The following is a 15,117-nucleotide window of genomic DNA, read 5'->3' as shown; positions in this document are numbered from 1 at the left end:
GACATGAACGAACGGCAGGACCGTCTCATCCCGTTGATCGAACAGGCCCGTTCGGCCAACCAACGACGCACCCTGCTCCTCAGCGGCTCGGCGGATTGGACGGCCGAGCGGGCGCGGGAGCTGGTGGACGGACTCGTGGGAGTCGAAACCGTCTGGCTCTCCGAGCGCCCCATCGCGCCCCAGGTGCACCCGATGCGCTCCGCGTTCGCCCTGCTGGGCCAAGACCTGGACCTGCTGGTCTTCGACGCCCACAGCGGATTCGATCCGGACGGATTCGGTGCCGCCACCGGGGCCATTCGCGGCGGCGGGCTGCTGATCCTGCTCGCCCCGCCGCTCGACGTCTGGCCCACTCTGCCGGATCCCCAGGCCGAGCGCATCGCCGTCTGGCCGCACGGCGCCGAAGCGGTCGGCGGACGCTTCCTGGCCCGCTTGGTCCGAACGCTCCAGGACGCCGAGGGCATCCTGCATCTGCGCGAATCCGACACCGAGCCGGCCCAATGGACAGCCGACACACCGCGCGCGCAACCGGCTCCGGCAGAGCACCGAACGACCGGCAGCCAGCCCAACACCGCCGACCAAAGGCTCGCGGTCGAGGCCATCCTCAAGACCGCACGCGGCCGCGCGCGCCGGCCGCTGGTGATGACGGCCCATCGCGGACGCGGTAAGAGCGCCGCGCTGGGCATCGCCGCCGGACGTCTGCTGTGCGAGACGGAGCTGCGCATCCTGCTGACCGCACCCAAACGCGCCAGCGTCGACAGCGTCTTCGCCCATCTCGATTGCGTGCTGACGGAGACCGAGCGACCGAACGCCAGGGAGCGGATTCTATTCCTCTCGCCGGACGCCATCGTCGAGGAGCGCCCCGAGGCCGATCTGCTGCTGATCGACGAGGCGGCCGCCATTCCGACCCCGCTGCTCGACGCCCTGCTCGCGCACTATCGCCGGATCGTCTTCTCGACCACGGTTCACGGCTACGAGGGCACCGGACGCGGCTTCGAGATCCGTTTTCGCGCAACGCTCGACCATCTCACACCCAACTGGCGCGCGATCGAGCTGTCCACGCCGATCCGCTGGGCACCCGAGGATCCGCTGGAGGCCCTGACACTGCGCGCGCTTCTGCTCGACGCCACCCCGGCACCCGACGACAAACTGGCCTCGGCGAGCCCGGGGAACTGCCGCTTCGAGCGACTCGACCGAGACGCGCTCGTCAAGGACGAAAGAACGCTCAGCGAACTGTTCGGACTCCTGGTGCTGGCCCACTACCAAACCCGCCCGATGGATCTGCGTATGCTCCTGGATGGCCCCAACGTTCGGGTGCTGGTGCTGCGTCACGACGGGCATGTCGCCGCCACGCTGCTCGCGGCCGAGGAAGGCGGCTTCGAGGACGCCTCACTACGCGAGGCCATCTTCATGGGACACCGCCGTCCGCGCGGCCATCTGCTGCCTCAGACGCTCTCCGCCCATGCCGGTCTGATGGATGCACCACAACTGCGCTATCTGCGGGTGATCCGCATCGCCGTGCATCCGGCGGCCGCGCGCCGAGGTCTCGGCCGCATGCTGTTGCATCTGGTACAGCGGCAGGCGGTGAGCGAGGATCTGGACCTGGTCGGCGCCAGCTTCGGCGCCACCCCCGAGCTACTGCGCTTCTGGCACCATTGCGGCCATGCGACGCTACAGATCGGCACCAGCCGCAACGCGGCGAGCGGCGAGCATGCGGTCGTGGTCGCCGGGGCGACGAGCGATCGGGGCGACCGACTCATCCGCCGCGCCCAGGGGCGCCTGACCGCGCGACTTCCGGTCCTGCTCGCCGGACCGTTGCGGCGACTGGCCCCCTCGATCGCGGCGGCGCTCATCCGCACCCTCGACACGCCACCGCATCTCGCCCCAACGGATCTGGATTCGGACAGCCGCGACGAGCTCCGAGGATTCGTCGCGGGCCATCGCACACTGGAGGCCAGCTTGCCACTGCTTCACCAACTCACCCAGCAACGCCTCGCACCCGCCATGCAACAGGGGGTCGTCACCGCCGATGAGGCGGCAATCCTGGTCGCCGTCTGTCTGCAGCTTCGCCCAGCGCGAGACCTGGCCCGCTGCCTGGACGCCAGCGGACGCGAGGAGATCCTGACCCGGCTGCGCCGCGCGGTCGGACGACTGATGGCGGGCGCGGCATGAGCGATACGACACGTTTGTGCATCAGCCGTCACGGCGAGACCGACTGGAACCTTACCGGCATTCTGCAAGGCTGGACCGACGTCCCGCTCAACGAGCGAGGACGAGCGCAATCGCGCGAGCTCGCCCAACAGCTCGCCCGTCACCCGTTCTCGCACATCTGCTCCAGCCCGCTGAAACGGGCGGCCGAGACCGCCGAGATCATCGCCGCGACCTGGGGCCTGGGTCCGCCGCACTATTATCCGGGTCTCAAGGAACGCCATTTCGGGCACATCCAGGGCATGCCGAAGCAGGAGCTGTCGCTGACCCATCCCGGATTGCACGAGGAGATCGCACGCCGCAATCCCTGCTGCGACTTCGAAGACGGCGAGGCGCTCGACCCCTTCGCAAACAGGGTAATGAATGCATTGAACGCCATCGCTTGCGACCACGTCGGCACCCATATACTGGTCATCACCCACGGCTGGGTCATGGACGTCATCACACGCGAGGTCATGGGATTGCCACGAACCACCGTTCTCGATATGAAGCGCAAGAATGGCGAATGTCTCTGGATCGAGCCGCACGCCGATGGCGGGTTCCAGGCATGCGACCAGTCCAAGCATCCGTGACTCGACCGGCATTCCGCGTGAAGATCCCGTCTCCAGCCCCATCGACTCTCAACGAACAGGCGAAACCATGCCCCAAGACGACTCATCCAGCTCGACCGCTCAGCTGACGCCACTCGAAGCGCGTGTCATCGGTTGTCTGATGGAGAAGCAGCGTACGACCCCGGATCAGTACCCGCTCACACTCAACGGTCTCGTCAGCGCCTGCAATCAGAAGACGGCCCGTCACCCGGTCATGCATCTGACCCAGGGCGAGGTCGGGAACACGGTCAATCGGCTACGCGACCGGGGCCTGGTCCATGAAAGCTCCAACGGACGGACCGAGCGTTACGACCACAAGATGGTCGGCACCTATTTTCTCAGCCGCGAGGAACAGGCCGTGCTCTGCGTCCTGCTGCTACGCGGGCCGCAGACCCTGGGCGAACTGCGCGTCAATTGCGCCCGCATGGCCGATTTCACCGATCTGGAGGGCGTCGCCAAAACGGTCCAGGGACTGTCTGGGCATGAGCGTGCGCTCGTCACCGAACTGCCCCGCCTACCTGGAAAACGCGAGGAGCGCTATGCCCATCTGCTGTGCGGACATCCCGAGCCGGAAGCCCAGGACGCACCCGCGCCGAACCGACAGACGTCTAGAACGACGCACGCGGAGGATCGCGTCGCGGCGCTGGAAGCCGAGGTCGCCACGTTACGCGACGAGCTGGATCGGCTGTGGGAACTCACCGGATTCTCGGATCAACGCTAGCCTCCCAGCGTCACGTGCAACCCAAACCCGAGGTCTGCCACCGTGTCATCGAGCAAACCACTGAGTCCGATCGAAAGCGGCCCGCCACAGCCGATCAGACTGGGTCTCCTTCCATCCGCAAAGGTCGTGGATGCCCGCCAGCTCGGTAAAATCCGCATCTCGGCGCAGGCGGCCTGCACCGAACTCAACGCCGCAGGCGGTCTCCTCGGGCGTCCGATCGAACTGATCGAAGCAGCACCGACCCTCGGGCTTGAAGCGGCAACCCGACACCTGACCGAGGTGCTCGGCTGCGACGCGCTGATCGGGAACCCAAGCACTTCGGTCGCGCCGAGCCGTCCACGCATCGCGCTCGACCATGGCGCAACCCTCGACGAGGCATCGCAGGAGGTCTTTCGATTCACCCCCCTGCCCGTGCACAACGTCACACCCGTGCTTGAGCGCATGGCCCGGATCGCCGGTCCGAAATTCTTCATCGCTGGCGGCCGGGATGCCTGGTCGTGCGGCACGACGGAGGCCGCGTCCCGGGCGCTGGAGGCGATCGGCGGCGAGCTGGTCTCGACCGAACATCTGGATCTGGATGGGGTGCAGATGGAAACGCTCCTAGATCACGTCGAGCGATCCGGCGTCGATGTCTTCCTGCCCTGTTTCGACCGCAAGGATCTCCCGGCGCTCCTGACTCGCTTCACCCGGCGCGGACTGAAGCGGCGTATCGCGGTCCTGGCAAGCCGGCTCGACGAATCGGTCGCCGCACGGCTCGCACCCGAGGTGCGCGAGGGCGTCTTTGCCTGCGGCAGCTATTTCACCTGCCTGGATAACCCGGCGAATCGGGCCTATCTGGCCGCACTCGGCAACCAACTGGGGGACACCGAGACCCCGCTGCCACCCGTTGCCAAAGTCGGGGCGTCCACCTATCTCTGCGTCAGAGGATTCGCCCGAGCCGCCGAGCAAGCCGGCAGCCTGGAGCCTTCCGCGCTCATCAGCGCGCTGGAGCGGCTCGAACTGGACGGTCCACAGGGTCCAGTGCGGATGGACCCGGTCAGCCACCGCGTCCGTCTCGCCACCCATCTGGCGCGCTGCAGGTTCGATGGCACCTTCAGCATCATTCAATCCTTCGACCCCATCCCAGAGCCAGCCAGCGCGTCCGAGCCAACAGACCAACAGCCACTCGCCCCAGCCCAGGACCAGACAGCGCCGCCCCAGGGGGCGAACAACATGCCGGAGTTCGCCGTCATCGGCATCGACGCGGATGGAAGGATCGCATTCGTCAATCGTGCCGCTTCGCGGCTCTGGGGCTTCGATGAACGGCATACACTGCATGGCGTCCCGGTCGAAACGCTCTGGCAGTCAGCGGAGGCATTCGCCGAGTTCATGACTCGGCACCAACATCACACGGAATGGCAAGACGCTCTCACGGCCAGACTCGCCGATGGCACCCCCAAACGGCTGAGGGTCATCGGAGAGATCAGCCCACATCTGCACGCCGAGCGGCCCGGATACATCCTGAGCTGTGTCGACACCCATGCGGTCCGACTCCAGCAGACCATCGCCTCCTATGAGTGCCTGGCCATGGCCGACATCGCCGTGATCGCCACCGATTCCTCGGGCACCATCATCGAGACCAACCACCGGGCCAACGACCTGTTCGGCTACGCCGGTGGCGCACTGCTGGGGCTCTCCATCCACGAACTGGTTCCACCCCAGGCGCGCCGCCGGCACGCCGACAACATCCGGCGCTTCCAGGCAGAGGCCGACAACGAACGACGCATGGGCATGCGCACCGAGGTCCACGGTTATCGAGGTGACGGCTCGCTCTTTCCGGTCGAGGTCGCCATCTCCCGATTCGACGCCGACGGCGATACAATCCTGGTCGCGGCACTGCGCGATATCACCGACCGTAAGACCGCCGAAACCGAACTGGTCTGGCGCGCCTCGCACGACGCGCTGACCGGGCTGCCGAACCGCGATCTGATGCAGGAGCGTCTCGCGCACGCCCTGGCCCGCTCGAAGAAACAGGGCCACGCGGTCGCCCTGCTCTTCATCGACCTCGACGGATTCAAGCTCATCAACGACACGCACGGCCACAGCGTCGGAGACGCGTTGCTGCAAGGGATCGCCACGCGGCTGGTCGAGCACGTCCGACCTGGAGATACCGTGGGCCGACTCGGCGGGGACGAATTCGTCGTCCTCTGCGATCAGGTCGACGATTCCGTCTCCATCGTGAGCCTCGCCGAACGGCTCAACGACGCGCTGCGCGAGCCGCTCGACCTGCAGGGACGGCAACTCTTCGCCACCGCGAGCATCGGACTCGCCATTGGACACGGACGCACCCATTGCGCCGAGGAGTTGCTGCGCAACGCGGATACGGCCATGTATTCGGCCAAGGAGCAAGGACGCGACGGCTGGCGCTTTTTCAGTGAGGAGATCCACGAACAGGCGCGCAAACGGCTCGACATCAGTAACGGACTTCGCCAGGCAATCCAGAACGCGGAATTGGAGATCCGGTTCCAGCCCATCCTCTGCACCGAGAGCCAGATCATCCGAGGGGCGGAGGTGTTGCTGCGCTGGATGCCTCCCACAGGCGAGATCCCGCCCTCGCTCTTCATCCCCATCGCCGAGATGAGCGGCTCGATCGTGCCGATCGGCAAATGGGTGTTCCAGGCCGCCTGCGAAGCCGAGCGCGACTGGTTCGCGCGCTTCGGCGAACAGGCCCCCTATGTCAGCGTCAACATCTCAGCACGTCAGCTCAACGACGAGTCGGTGGTCGAGGCGTTCTCCGAAATCCTGCGTGACACGGGGGCGGACCCGAGCCGCCTCCTGCTCGAACTGACCGAGACGTCGCTGATGAGCGACGTCACCTCGAATCTCCGTCTGCTCCACCGCCTAGCCGATCTGGGCCTGCGGGTGGCCGTGGACGACTTCGGCACCGGCTATTCGTCTCTGGCCCAGTTGCTGCGCATGCCGGTGAACTTTCTCAAGATCGACCGCGAATTCGTCGACGGGCTCGACAAGCGGCACGACAGCAAGGCCATCGTCTCGGCCGTATGCAGCATGGCCCGCGCCATGCAGCTCCAGGTGGTCGCCGAGGGGGTCGAGAACGAAACTCAGCACGGCTATCTGCGCGACATCGGATGCGACTATGTCCAGGGCTATTTCTTTCACCGCCCCCTGCCGCCGTCCGAATTCCTTTCCTTACTGCTCGAAAGCGACGCGCAAGAACGCAAAGCGATGCCCGAGGATCTCCATGCCGTGCTCTACGTGAGCCTGGCGACCCAGCCCATGAGTCAGGACGCCCTCATGGATCTGCTCGGCTTCGCGCGCGAGACGAACCGGGCCCAGGGCATCACCGGATTCCTGCTCTATCTCAACGGCTCCTTCATGCAGATGATCGAGGGCAGCTATCCACGCATCCAGCGCCTGATGGAGCGCATCGAGGCCGACCCTCGGCATCGAAACGTCACCCGTCTCTACGAAGGCAGAATCGACAAGCGCATCTTCAGCGACTGGAGCATGGGATTCCGCAACATGGATCATCTCGACCAGGGGTTCGACTACAGGGGCTGGCGGGCACGGACCATGAACTTCCTCGACATGTCCGAGGACGTTCACGTCTGCTACAACCTCATCTGCGCCTTCGCGGCCTAACACCCCCGCCCTGGGCCGCGACCGGATGACCAGGAAGGGATCACACCTCGGCCAGATCTCCCTTCTGTTGCAACCAGCCCCTGCGGTCTGCGGCCCGCTTCTTGGCGAGCAGCATGTCGAGCAGACGCTCGCTCTCGTCGTCCGCATCGACCGTGAGCTGAACCAGGCGCCGGGTATCGGGATGGATGGTGGTCTCGCGCAACTGTGCCGGGTTCATCTCGCCCAGGCCCTTGAAGCGCTGAACATTGACCTTGCCCTTGATCTTCTCGGCGGCGATACGATCGAGGATGCCCCGTTTTTCACCGTCGTCCAGGGCATAGAAGACCTGCTTGCCGACATCGATCCGATACAGCGGCGGCATGGCGACATAGACATGCCCTTCGGCCACCAGTCGTCGGAAATGCTTGAGGAAGAGCGCGCACAGCAAGGTCGCAATGTGGGCGCCGTCCGAATCGGCATCGGCCAGGATGCAGATCTTGCCGAAGCGCAGCCGGGAGAGGTCGTCGGTGCCGGGATCGACCCCGATGGCGACGGCGATGTCGTGGACCTCCTGCGACCCCAGCACCTCGGCCGGATCCACCTCCCAGGTGTTGAGGATCTTGCCGCGCAGCGGCAGGATGGCCTGAAACTCGCGATCACGCGCCTGCTTGGCCGAGCCGCCGGCCGAATCGCCCTCGACCAGGAACAGCTCGCCGCGCTCGGGATCGGTCGCGGTGCAGTCGGCGAGCTTGCCCGGCAATGCCGGCCCCTGAGTGACCTTCTTGCGGGTGACGGTGCGCCCGGCGCGCAGCCGGGCCTGGGCCGCGCCGATCGCCAGCTCGGCGATGCGCTCGCCCTCGGCCACGTGCTGGTTAAGCCAGAGGCTGAACGAATCCTTGACCACGCCCGAGACGAAGGCGGCACATTCGCGCGAGGAGAGCCGCTCCTTGGTCTGGCCCGAGAACTGGGGATCGAGCAGCTTGACCGAGAGGATGTAGCTGAGTTTGTTCCAGATGTCCTCCGGCGCCAGCTTCACCCCGCGCGGAAGCAGGTTGCGGAACTCGCAGAACTCGCGCACCGCCTCGGTCAGACCGCTGCGCAACCCGTTGACATGGGTACCGCCCTGCACGGTCGGGATCAGATTGACATAGCTCTCGGCCACTGGCTCGCCGCCCTCGGGCAGCCAGGCGACGGCCCAGTTGACCGCCTCGGTGGAGCCTTGCAGATCGCCGACGAAGGGCTCGGGGGGGATGGTCTCGGCACCCTTCAGTTCCTGAACCAGATAGTCCTTGAGCCCTTCGCGATAGCACCAGACCTGCTCGTCCGCCGCAACCTCGTCGCGGAAACGCACCTCCAGCCCCGGACAGAGCACCGCCTTGGCCCGCAACAGATGGGTCAGCGGCCGGGTGGCGAACTTGGGGCTGTCGAAATATTTGGGATCCGGCCAGAAGCGCAACCGGGTCCCGGTGTTGCCGCGCCCGACCGTACCGACCTGGACCAGATCGCTCACCTTATTGCCATGCTCGAAGGCCATCTGGTACTCATGCCCGCCGCGCTTGACCCAAACCTCCAGACGGCCCGAGAGCGCGTTCACCACCGAGACGCCCACGCCGTGCAGACCGCCGGAGAAGCGATAATTGTCATTGCTGAACTTGCCGCCGGCATGGAGTTTGGTAAGGATGACCTCGACGCCCGGCAACCCTTGCTGAGGATGGATATCGACCGGCATGCCGCGACCATCGTCGGCGACCTCCAGCGAGCCGTCGGCATGGAGCACCACGGCGATCGCCCGCGCATGGCCGGCCAGTGCCTCGTCGACGCTGTTATCGATGACCTCTTGGGCCAGGTGGTTTGGACGACTGGTGTCCGTGTACATCCCAGGGCGTTTGCGCACTGGATCGAGGCCCATCAGGACCTCGATGGCTGAAGCGTCGTAATTGCCGGTCATGGCGCTGCGTGATCTTCCTAAGGAGGGACGTGGATGAGGGAGAATGGCCAATCCAGAGGCCCTGGTTCGACCGAGGCTGGTTTGACCGCCAAAAGGACCTACGGTACCGTACCTGGAAACTCAGATTCAAACCCCATGAAGAAAACAACCAATCCGCCCGAACCGACCTTCGAGCAAGCCCTCACCGAACTGGAAGGACTCATCGACGCACTGGAGAAGGGCGAGATGCCCCTTGAGGAATCGCTGGCGGCCTTCGAGCGCGGGATTGGTCTCACCCGACTCTGCCAACAGTCGCTCGAAGCGGCCGAGCAGCGGGTGCGAATCCTTACCGATGCACGGCCCAGCGCCGAGCCAGAGCCTTTCGACATCCATGACTGATCAGAACCTGGACGCCTTCCGCGCGCGCTGTCAAGCGCGCGTCGACACCACACTCGATGAATTGCTGCCCCCGGTGAGCGTTGAGCCCGCGCGGCTGCACGAGGCCATGCGCTACTCGGCGCTCTCCAACGGCAAGCGGCTGCGTCCGCTGCTGACCTACGCGGCGGGCGCCGCGCTCGGCATCGAGTCGGACCTGCTCGACCGCCCGGCCTGCGCCGTGGAGCTGATCCATGCCTATTCGCTGATCCACGACGATCTGCCGGCAATGGACGACGACGATCTGCGCCGTGGTCGCCCGACCTGCCACAAGGCCTACGACGAGGCGACCGCCATCCTCGCCGGCGACGCGCTCCAGACCCTGGCCTTCCAGGCACTGTCCGAAGCCCCCGGGATCGCCGCCGAGAATCGCGTCCTCATGGTCGAGGCGCTCGCACGCGCCAGCGGCGCACGCGGCATGGTCGGAGGACAGGCGATGGACCTGGCCGCCGAGGGCAAACCGCTCGACGTCGCCATGCTCGAACACATCCATATCCACAAGACGGGCGCACTGATCCGCGCCTCGGTCCAGATGGGCATGCTGGCCCACGGATCGCTCGACCCGGATCACTCCCAGCGCCTGGACCGCTATGCAAAATGTTTGGGTCTGGCCTTCCAGATCCAGGACGACGTACTCGATGTCGAGGGCGACACGGCCGAGATCGGCAAGACCGCAGGCCGCGATCAGGCGCTCAACAAGGCGACCTATCCCTCCCTGGTCGGATTGACCGAGGCGAAGGAGATGGCGGCCAATCTCATCGCCGAGGCACTCTCGGCCATCGAGATATTCCCGGCCGGGGCCGACCCGCTACGCTGGATCGCCGGCGGTCTGCTGGGACGCAAGAGCTGAGGCACCGCACCCACCGGAACATCGACATCAAGGCCAGAGGACGCGATTCGGACGGGATGCACTGGACACCCAGGTCTGCAGCCTGTCCGTTTCGAGTCCGACCAACAAGCATGGATCGAACCGAATCCACCTGAACGCACACCGCATCGCACGACCGGCGGGAGCAACTCTCGCTTTATTTTCGGTCTAATAGAACCCAAATCGTCCGGCATCAGGCCGTGCAGATCCGCCGAGGAAGTTGACCCATGGAGCAAGCGCTCGAACCCAATTGCTGCGCCGCGCGCGCGGCGACCGATATTGCCGACGTTCAGGGGAGCGCCGACACCCGCCGCATCGCCATCGACAAGGTGGGCATCAAGGATATCCGCCACCCCGTGCGGGTGCGCGAGCGTGGCGGCAGCGAGCAGCACACGGTCGCCACCTTCAATATGAACGTCTATCTCCCGCACGATTTCAAGGGGACGCACATGTCCCGCTTCGTGCAGGTGCTGAACAACCACGAGCGCGACATCAGCGTCTCGTCCTTCAAGGAGATGCTCACCGAGATGTCGCATCGGCTGGAATCCGAGGCCGGCCACATCGAGATGCGCTTCCCCTTCTTCATCAGCAAGAAGGCGCCCGTCTCCGGAGTGGAGAGTCTGCTCGATTACGACGTCACCTTCATTGGCGAGATCCGTCACGGCGAACCGCGACTGGAGATCAAGGTGGTGGTGCCCGTGACCAGTCTCTGCCCCTGCTCGAAAGAGATCTCGGCCTACGGCGCGCACAACCAGCGCTCGCACGTCACGGTGCAGGTGCGCATGCAGGGACTCATGTGGCTGGAGGAGCTGATCGAACTGATCGAACATGAGGCATCCTCGGAACTCTTCGGCCTGCTCAAGCGCCCGGACGAGAAATACGTCACCGAACACGCCTACGACAATCCAAAGTTCGTCGAGGACTTGGTGCGCGACGTCGCCAAGCGGCTCAACCAGGACGACCGCATCCTCTCCTATGTGGTGGAAGCGGAAAACTTCGAGTCCATTCATAACCACTCGGCCTACGCCCTGATCGAAAGGGACAAGCAGGCTGAGGCTCGCATGGCCGAGGCATCGCTCTGACCTCCAACTCCAGCGCACCGCGCACCCTGCTGCTCCATGGATTCACCGGCTGCGCGGCCGACTGGGCCGCCTGCCTCCCCGAGGACGCATCAAGGGTCGCGATCGATCTGCCAGGCCATAGGCACGAGCCCGCCCCCATCGGTACCTTCAGCGAAGAGGTCGCCATGCTGCTGGCCAGGCTTCCGGCCAGCATCGACTCACTGATCGGCTACTCGATGGGCGGGCGAGTCGCGCTCGGATTGCTACAGGCCGCGCCCGAGCGCTTTCGCGCCGCCACCATCATCTCGGCAGATCCGGGACTGACGGATCGGGAGCTGCGTCACCAGCGTCGCGCAACCGATCTGGGTTGGATCCAGCTCCTGCACACCCAGGGCATCGAGGCATTCGTGCGCGCCTGGGAGCGCCAACCGCTGTTCGCCACCCAGCAGACGCTACCGCCGACCACACTCGAACGCCAGCGCCGGATCCGACTCAGCCATCGCCCGGGAGGACTGGCCCGCTGTCTCGCCAGCCTCGGTCTCGCCGAGATGCCCAGCACCTGGGACGACCTCGATCGCTATCCTGGGGATCTGACCTGGATCGTCGGAGGCGAGGACCGCAAGTTCATCCAGATCGCACGCCAGGTCGCCGAGCGCCGCCCGGCGACACAGGTCCACCTGATCGAGGGCGTTGGGCACAATCCGCTCCTGGAAGCGCCGAACGCACTCGCCCAGTTATTGTCCGATTGATTTCGGGCGATCCGCACCACGTCGCTCCAGCGCGACGCAGGCACGCCGATGTGTCAGAACGCGCCTGATTTGCCGGGATTCGAAGGGTATACTGGACCCCATTCAACGCGGGTCCAGCCGTTCCCCGTCGCACCTCATCAGTGAAGGATTCAGCTCGCTCGCGAACCTATCGCCCGCGCCGCTCGGCACCCGACCGAGCGCGCACCGGAACGTCGCGCCGCCGGATGCAGAGCGCGCGCTGAGTCATCATCGACAATCATTCAGAGTCTTCTTATGGTCACCAATCCCGTTTCTGGTGCCGGATACCTGCTGCAGGGCATGCGCCTCATCGTACGCCCAGGTCTCAGGCGATTCGTGCTCATCCCACTGCTGATCAACATCCTCATCTTCACGGGCGGCATCTATTTCGGTGTCACCCAGTTCGAGGGACTCATGGCGACCCTGCAGTCGCACGTCCCCGAATGGCTCGGCTGGCTGGACTGGATCCTCTGGCCCATCTTCATCGTGCTGCTACTCGTCGTGGTCTTCTACACCTTCGGCATGGTCGCCAACCTCGTCGCCTCACCCTTCAACAGCCTGCTGGCCGAGAAGGTCGAACTCCTGCTGACCGGACGCCCGATCGAGCAGGAAGGCGATTTCCGCCGACTGCTGGCAGAGCTGGTACCGACCCTGTTCGACGAACTGCGCAAGATCCTCTATGCGCTGCTCTGGGCCATCCCCTTCCTGGTGCTGCTGTTCGTCCCGATCGTGGGTCCGGCGATCTGGTTTCTCTATACAGCCTGGATGCTGGCGGTGGAATATTCCGACTACCCGATGGGCAATCACGGACTCAAGTTCGCCGAGATGCGCCAGAAGCTCCGTAGCCGCCGCACGATGAGCCTCAGCTTCGGCGCGACCGCCGCCGGACTCGGGATGATCCCCGTGGTCAACTTCATCATGATGCCGAGCGCGGTCGCCGGAGCCACGGCCATGTGGGTACGTGAATTCCGGAGCGCCAGCAACTACCAGGATCCCAACCAGTCACGGGTCGCAACCCGCTACGTGCTGCTGGTCATCGACCATCTCTCGGGCGCCATGAGCGGCGAGATCCTGCTCGGCCCACTGCGCGGACAATCGCTCGAACAGATCCCGACCGAGCAGCTACTGGACCTCCTGGCCACCTGCTATCGAACGGACGCCGAATCGGCCGAGGCGCTGGAGGTCTACCTGACCCGCGCGCGCGGACACCAGGTGGAAGAACCACCGCCGCGTCACCGCCCCGAGGCCGCGCCACAGCCGGGGTCGGCCCCCATGACCGAGAGCGAGGCACGCGCCATCCTCGGCATCGAGCGCGACGCCGGACCGGAAGAGATCCAGACCGCGCACCGTCGACTCATCCAGCGGATCCACCCGGACCGCGGCGGCTCGGACTACCTCGCCGCCAAGGTCAACGAGGCCAAACGCATCCTCACAGCCTGACGCCCGTCCGTCGCCTGGGTGGAGCACAGCGAAACCCAGGCGACCACCCCACCTCAACGACATCCCCGGATTGCGCTCCCGCTCCATCCGGGCGACAGACATAGCCCGGGTACAGTGCAGCGAACCCAGGGGACGGCACCTCACCACGTCCCCGGCTGGCAGCGATTGCCGGCGTGATCTACAGTCAACGTGACGTGAACGAAATCGTCCGAGACTGGCTTCGATTGACCGACCTTTAAAAACGGGCAGCACCCCGCATTACGGCTGAGACCACTGCCCCATCGGGCATTTGGTCCTCTCCACAAGAGAAGGTCGTACCCCTGTCAATATCACCGGATGTCGCTGCGATGACTGTCGATCAGCCTCTGAGCGCATCCTGGACAGCGCCTCGCGACAGGAAGCGCCCCAACCATCTTCACGACGCGGCACGACCCGCCATTCTCGCGTTACTCACGCTCGCGTCACCTTCGGGAGTCTATGCCAAAGACGCACAGGAGCGGCATGGCTTCGATTGGGCGGTATCCGTTGAGACCGAGCTCGATTTAGCCCTCAATCAGGCGGCCACGAACGACGGCGATATCGAACTGTTCATTCTAGGCCAGTGGTATTTTTCCAACCGCACGCAGCTCTATGGGCTCTACGGAAACGAGATCGACTACACCGAGTCTTCCAGTGGCGCTCAGTTCGGCGCGCCGAGCCATGTCGTTTACCAGGTCTACGCCGAATTCGATCGAGCTGACAACAGGTTACGCATCGGTAAATTCGCACCCGTCTTCGGAAACAGCTGGTCCCTGGCGAAGGGGGTCGCGGCCGCCTACCTCGCCGAAGACTATGAACTCACCGAGTGCCTTGGCGCCTCCCTAGCGCACAAGACCGAAAACGGTTCATTGACCGTCTCTCTGTTCTCGTCCGCAGACACTGTCTTGCCCGCCGATGCAGTCTGCAAGCTGGGCAAGAATGTCTCCTTCGATGCCGTCGGCTCTTATCCCTCTGGCCACCTGAACAATGTTGCGCTGGAGTGGGCTCATACGATTCACAAGGGACGCCTTTCACTAGGCGCACGCTATCTTCCGGGTGTGAGCACATCCGAAGATGATGAAATCGGAGGCGTCGCCAGCCTATTACGGCAAATCGGCGACGCTTGGTCGCTCTATGCCGAGGTCGCCGCCTTCGACGGCTATCAAGGAATGAACCAAAGCGCCCAATACACCGAGCTGAATACCGCCTACCAGTACAAACGACTCACCTTCTCACTGACCTATGCCTATCGCCGGCTATCACAAAGCAGCAACACATCGTTGATATCGGTTGGCATTGACTATGACTGGCACGACGGATTCAAGCTGCAGACCGGGCTATCCATTGTCGCAACCGCCGGAAGGCCCGAAGGCTACCTCTCATTCGACCTCATCATTCCATTGCGCTTGCCCAAATATGGTTGACGATTCGTAGAACTCACATCCGATGGCTAATTTCCACCAC

General features: G+C 64.7%; 11 protein-coding genes. 10 read left to right on the top strand and 1 reads right to left on the bottom strand.

What is annotated here, in order from left to right:
- The first annotated feature begins 3 nt into the window (after positions 1-3).
- From THIDRDRAFT_RS07300 to THIDRDRAFT_RS07285, 4 genes are all read left to right on the top strand, one after another.
- On the top strand, positions 4-2,169 hold the full coding sequence (locus tag THIDRDRAFT_RS07300) for a tRNA(Met) cytidine acetyltransferase TmcA (protein WP_007040184.1): 2,166 nt from the start codon (positions 4-6) through the stop codon (positions 2,167-2,169).
- Positions 2,166-2,777: a histidine phosphatase family protein gene (locus THIDRDRAFT_RS07295; protein ID WP_007040183.1), complete on the top strand. Its 612-nt coding sequence runs from the start codon at positions 2,166-2,168 to the stop codon at positions 2,775-2,777. Before THIDRDRAFT_RS07300 ends, THIDRDRAFT_RS07295 begins: the two co-directional genes overlap by 4 nt.
- A gap of 67 nt (positions 2,778-2,844) precedes the next feature.
- Positions 2,845-3,516: a YceH family protein gene (locus THIDRDRAFT_RS07290; RefSeq protein WP_007040182.1), complete on the top strand. Its 672-nt coding sequence runs from the start codon at positions 2,845-2,847 to the stop codon at positions 3,514-3,516.
- A gap of 42 nt (positions 3,517-3,558) precedes the next feature.
- The gene (locus THIDRDRAFT_RS07285; protein ID WP_007040181.1) at positions 3,559-7,158 is read left to right on the top strand and encodes an EAL domain-containing protein; all 3,600 of its coding nucleotides are present in this window, start codon (positions 3,559-3,561) and stop codon (positions 7,156-7,158) included.
- A gap of 40 nt (positions 7,159-7,198) precedes the next feature.
- Here THIDRDRAFT_RS07285 and parE read toward each other — a convergent pair whose 3' ends face one another.
- Positions 7,199-9,085 carry a DNA topoisomerase IV subunit B gene (parE, locus tag THIDRDRAFT_RS07280; RefSeq protein WP_007040180.1) on the bottom strand — a complete coding sequence of 629 codons (1,887 nt, stop codon included), beginning with the start codon at positions 9,083-9,085 and terminating at the stop codon, positions 7,199-7,201.
- 135 nt (positions 9,086-9,220) lie between these two features.
- Between parE and THIDRDRAFT_RS07275 the strand changes: the two genes are divergently transcribed.
- The 6 genes from THIDRDRAFT_RS07275 (at position 9,221) to THIDRDRAFT_RS23670 (ending at position 15,077) form a co-directional block, all read left to right on the top strand.
- On the top strand, positions 9,221-9,463 hold the full coding sequence (locus tag THIDRDRAFT_RS07275; protein WP_040844180.1) for an exodeoxyribonuclease VII small subunit: 243 nt from the start codon (positions 9,221-9,223) through the stop codon (positions 9,461-9,463).
- Complete coding sequence (gene ispA / locus THIDRDRAFT_RS07270; RefSeq protein WP_007040178.1) at positions 9,456-10,349, top strand: (2E,6E)-farnesyl diphosphate synthase; 894 nt, start codon at positions 9,456-9,458, stop codon at positions 10,347-10,349. The genes THIDRDRAFT_RS07275 and ispA overlap by 8 nt, the downstream gene beginning before the upstream one ends.
- Before the next feature lie 245 nt (positions 10,350-10,594).
- Positions 10,595-11,449: a GTP cyclohydrolase FolE2 gene (folE2, locus tag THIDRDRAFT_RS07265; RefSeq protein ID WP_007040177.1), complete on the top strand. Its 855-nt coding sequence runs from the start codon at positions 10,595-10,597 to the stop codon at positions 11,447-11,449.
- Positions 11,440-12,177, top strand: coding sequence for an alpha/beta fold hydrolase (locus THIDRDRAFT_RS07260; RefSeq protein WP_342610828.1), 738 nt, complete (start codon positions 11,440-11,442; stop codon positions 12,175-12,177). Before folE2 ends, THIDRDRAFT_RS07260 begins: the two co-directional genes overlap by 10 nt.
- A 273-nt stretch (positions 12,178-12,450) precedes the next feature.
- Complete coding sequence (gene cysZ, locus THIDRDRAFT_RS07255) at positions 12,451-13,635, top strand: sulfate transporter CysZ (protein ID WP_007040175.1); 1,185 nt, start codon at positions 12,451-12,453, stop codon at positions 13,633-13,635.
- A 347-nt stretch (positions 13,636-13,982) separates the two neighbouring features.
- Complete coding sequence (locus tag THIDRDRAFT_RS23670) at positions 13,983-15,077, top strand: hypothetical protein (RefSeq protein ID WP_007040174.1); 1,095 nt, start codon at positions 13,983-13,985, stop codon at positions 15,075-15,077.
- The last annotated feature ends 40 nt before the right edge of the window (positions 15,078-15,117 follow it).

The sequence above is a fragment of the Thiorhodococcus drewsii AZ1 genome, assembly GCF_000224065.1.
Lineage (GTDB): Bacteria > Pseudomonadota > Gammaproteobacteria > Chromatiales > Chromatiaceae > Imhoffiella > Imhoffiella drewsii.
This window is presented reverse-complemented; position numbering and strand designations above follow the sequence as displayed.

Bases quoted from the DNA above. Each gene is read 5' to 3' on its own strand.
- ispA (WP_007040178.1), top strand. From the start codon at position 9,456: ATGACTGATCAGAACCTGGACGCCTTCCGCGCGCGCTGTCAAGCGCGC.
- THIDRDRAFT_RS07300 (WP_007040184.1), top strand. From the start codon at position 4: ATGAACGAACGGCAGGACCGTCTCATCCCGTTGATCGAACAGGCCCGT.
- THIDRDRAFT_RS23670 (WP_007040174.1), top strand. From the start codon at position 13,983: ATGACTGTCGATCAGCCTCTGAGCGCATCCTGGACAGCGCCTCGCGAC.
- THIDRDRAFT_RS07295 (WP_007040183.1), top strand. From the start codon at position 2,166: ATGAGCGATACGACACGTTTGTGCATCAGCCGTCACGGCGAGACCGAC.
- folE2 (WP_007040177.1), top strand. From the start codon at position 10,595: ATGGAGCAAGCGCTCGAACCCAATTGCTGCGCCGCGCGCGCGGCGACC.
- THIDRDRAFT_RS07290 (WP_007040182.1), top strand. From the start codon at position 2,845: ATGCCCCAAGACGACTCATCCAGCTCGACCGCTCAGCTGACGCCACTC.
- THIDRDRAFT_RS07275 (WP_040844180.1), top strand. From the start codon at position 9,221: ATGAAGAAAACAACCAATCCGCCCGAACCGACCTTCGAGCAAGCCCTC.
- parE (WP_007040180.1), bottom strand. From the start codon at position 9,085: ATGACCGGCAATTACGACGCTTCAGCCATCGAGGTCCTGATGGGCCTC.
- cysZ (WP_007040175.1), top strand. From the start codon at position 12,451: ATGGTCACCAATCCCGTTTCTGGTGCCGGATACCTGCTGCAGGGCATG.